Here is a 2,867-nt window from a genome sequence, read left to right on the forward strand (position 1 = left end):
CCCGGAGCCCGCTCGCTGCCCATTGACAATCTCGACGCGCACATCGAGGCGCTACCCGAGGGGCACGAGGTGGTGGCGTACTGCCGCGGACCATACTGCGTGTACTCGGACAAGGCCGTGCGCCGTCTGCGCGATCGCGGATATGAGGCGCACCGTCTGGCCGGAGGACTCCCCGACTGGGCCGCGGCGGGCCATCCGGTTGAGCGCACCGCGGCATAGGGCCCTGCCCTAACGAACCCACCATCGCTGCACTCCCACTATCACGCATTATCACGCCAGGCCCTGTGGATACTGTAAAACAAGGCATTCGTACAAACTGGAAGCAATTTGCGCTCCAGGTCGTCACTGTGTTCGCGGTTGGACTCACCATGGGCGCAGAGCGCAACGTGGTGCCCATCATGGGCGAGGAGCTCTTTGGCGTCACTTCGTTTCTGGTGATCGGCTCTTTTGTGGTGAGCTTCGGCATCGTGAAAGCCGTTCTCAACCTCTACTCGGGCAAGTGGGCCGATGTCTACGGGCGCAAGCCGGTGCTCATTGCCGGGTGGCTGTCGGCGCTCCCCATTCCGTTTCTGCTGATCTATGCGCCCAACTGGTGGTGGGTGGCCGCCGGTAATGTGCTGCTTGGGGTGAACCAAGGCGTAGCCTGGAGCATGAGCATGACCTCGAAGATCGAACTGGCCGCTCCCGAGGAGCGCGGGCTGGCAGCGGGTATCGACGAAGCGTTTGGATACACCGGCGTGGCCATTGGCGCATGGCTCACCGGCGTCATTGCCACGCACTACACCCTGCGTCCAGAGCCGTTCTACTTTCTGGCTGGCGTCATTGTAGTGGCCCTGCTCATTGCACTCTTCCTGATCCAGGAAACCCTTCCGTACGCCCAGGCCGAAGCCGCCCGCGAGGCCGAGCGTGACGACGCCCGCACCGACGCCGACCTTCCGTTCTGGGAGATCGTGAAGCGCGCCACGTACAAAGATCCTACGCTGTTTGCAGCGGCGCAGGCCGGACACGTCGAAAACTTTGTCGATACGCTGGTCTGGATTGCTTTCCCGCTATTTCTTATCGGACAAGGGCTCGATCCGGCACAAGTTGGCGTAGTTGTGGGGATACACAGCGGCGCCTATTTCCTGCAAGTGTATACCGGACGCCTGGGCGATCAGATCGGGCGGAAGCCGCCCATTGTGGCGGGGTTCTTCCTGGCCGGCGCCGGTATTGCGGGCATGATGTGGGTCGACAGCTATGCCGGCTGGATGCTCTTCTCGGGCCTTTCGGGCATTGGCATGGCCCTGCACTACCCGAACCTGATTTCAGTGGCCAGCGATGCTGCCCACCCGCTGTGGCGATCGACCGGACTCGGGGTGTATCGCATGTGGCGCGATCTCGGGTACGCGGTGGGAGCGGTTCTCATCGGGATTACGGTGGATGTGTTCTCGATCGAAGCGGCGTTCTATGGCACTGCTACTGCCATGTTTATCTCGGGGGCGTATGTGGTCTGGCGCATGGAAGAGACCCATCCGGTGTTCGGGACGCACGCATCGCCAGAGCGGTCGAGCGCCTGAGTGTTGAAGCTGGTACGCACGTTGTTCAGTGCATCCACGTGATGCGGAAAGGGGAAATGGGGCAGGGGCGGATGCCTTCAATGGTGCGAGACATGATGGAAGGGGGACGCTGTGTCGCTTCCTCCTGAACCCGTGCGGATGCGCAAAAAAACGCCTCGCTCCAGGCGGGAACGAGGCGTTTGGAAATAGCGACCGAATAGAAACCTGACAAGCCTCGCAGACCTGTCAGGTTTGAAAGTGACTTACTCCGCATCCGGCGCGTTATCCATCTGTGCTTTCTGAAGTTGGCCGGAGTAATCGACGTACACCGTTTTTGTCTCCGTGTAGAAGTCGAAGACCTCCCAGCCGCCGTCGCGGTGGCCGTTGCCGGTGCCTTTGACGCCGCCGAACGGCATGTGGGCTTCGGCGCCGATGGTGGGGCCATTCACGTAGGTGATGCCCGCCTCCAGGTCGTGCATGGCGCGGAAGGCGTGGCGCACGTTTTCGGTGTAGATGCTGGAGGAGAGTCCGTAGTCGGTGTTGTTGGCGACCTCAACGGCCTCCTCGTACGACGATACCGTGAGCACGCTGAGCACCGGGCCGAAGATTTCCTCCTGCGCAAGCCGCATGTTGGGCGTTACATCGGTGAAGAGCGTGGGCTGGAAGAAGTAGCCATCGTCCAGCGCCGGATCGTCGGGCGTATCACCGCCAAAGACAAGCGTAGCGCCTTCGTCGGGGCCGATGTCCATGTAGGACTGTACCTTCTTGAGGGCGTCTTCATTGATGAGCGGGCCCACATCCACGCCGTCTTTGCGTCCGTCGCCGAGCGTCAGGTCTTCGGCGGCTTCCTGGATGCGATCCACGAGTTCGTCGTGGACGTCTTCGTGGACGATGAGGCGGCTAGTGGCGGTGCAGCGCTGTCCGGTGGTGCCGTATGCGCCCCAGAGCACGCCTTCAAGCGCGAGATCGAGGTCGGCGTCTGCCATCACGATCATGGGATTTTTGCCGCCCATTTCGAGCGACAGCTTCTTATTGAGGCGTCCGCACGTTTCGCCGATCTTCGTGCCGACTTCGGTGGAGCCGGTGAACGAGATGGCATCGACCGAGGGGTGCTCGACCAGCTGTCGAATACCGATTGCGCAGCAGCCACCGCATCGTCTACGTCAGCGGGGCCCGAGGCGGGAAAGTGGCCCACCACGTCTTGAAATGACGCCGGATTGCGGCTGGCAAATGTTTGGCCGGTTGCAGCGGCCTGCCAGGTGCCATCGATGTAGTTTTGGAAGAGGTCAGCCATAAGCAAAATAGAATGTAGCAAAGGGGATACGATCAGTG

At 61.4% G+C, this 2,867-nt stretch carries 4 protein-coding genes; 2 read left to right on the forward strand and 2 right to left on the reverse strand.

All coding sequences use genetic code 11. The annotated features are described in order from the left end of the window. Together R6U20_RS13885 and R6U20_RS13890 are read left to right on the forward strand one after the other, a co-directional pair. The coding region (locus R6U20_RS13885; RefSeq protein WP_410338435.1) for a rhodanese-like domain-containing protein at window positions 1-219 on the forward strand (219 nt) is incomplete at its 5' end. 65 nt (window positions 220-284) lie between these two features. Continuing rightward, window positions 285-1,556, forward strand: a complete 1,272-nt coding sequence (locus R6U20_RS13890) for an MFS transporter (RefSeq protein WP_410338436.1) — start codon at window positions 285-287, stop codon at window positions 1,554-1,556. A gap of 242 nt (window positions 1,557-1,798) precedes the next feature. On the opposite strand, the gene R6U20_RS13895 is transcribed toward R6U20_RS13890, so the two are convergent. Further along, the gene (locus R6U20_RS13895) at window positions 1,799-2,629 is read right to left on the reverse strand and encodes an aldehyde dehydrogenase family protein (protein ID WP_410338438.1); all 831 of its coding nucleotides are present in this window, start codon (window positions 2,627-2,629) and stop codon (window positions 1,799-1,801) included. Continuing rightward, window positions 2,527-2,867: aldehyde dehydrogenase family protein (locus tag R6U20_RS13900; RefSeq protein ID WP_410338437.1), on the reverse strand; the 341-nt coding region annotated here is incomplete at its 5' end. The genes R6U20_RS13895 and R6U20_RS13900, both read right to left, overlap by 103 nt.

Origin of the sequence: Longimonas sp. (assembly GCF_046498435.1) — a bacterium.
In the GTDB taxonomy this organism is placed as follows: domain Bacteria; phylum Bacteroidota; class Rhodothermia; order Rhodothermales; family Salinibacteraceae; genus Longimonas.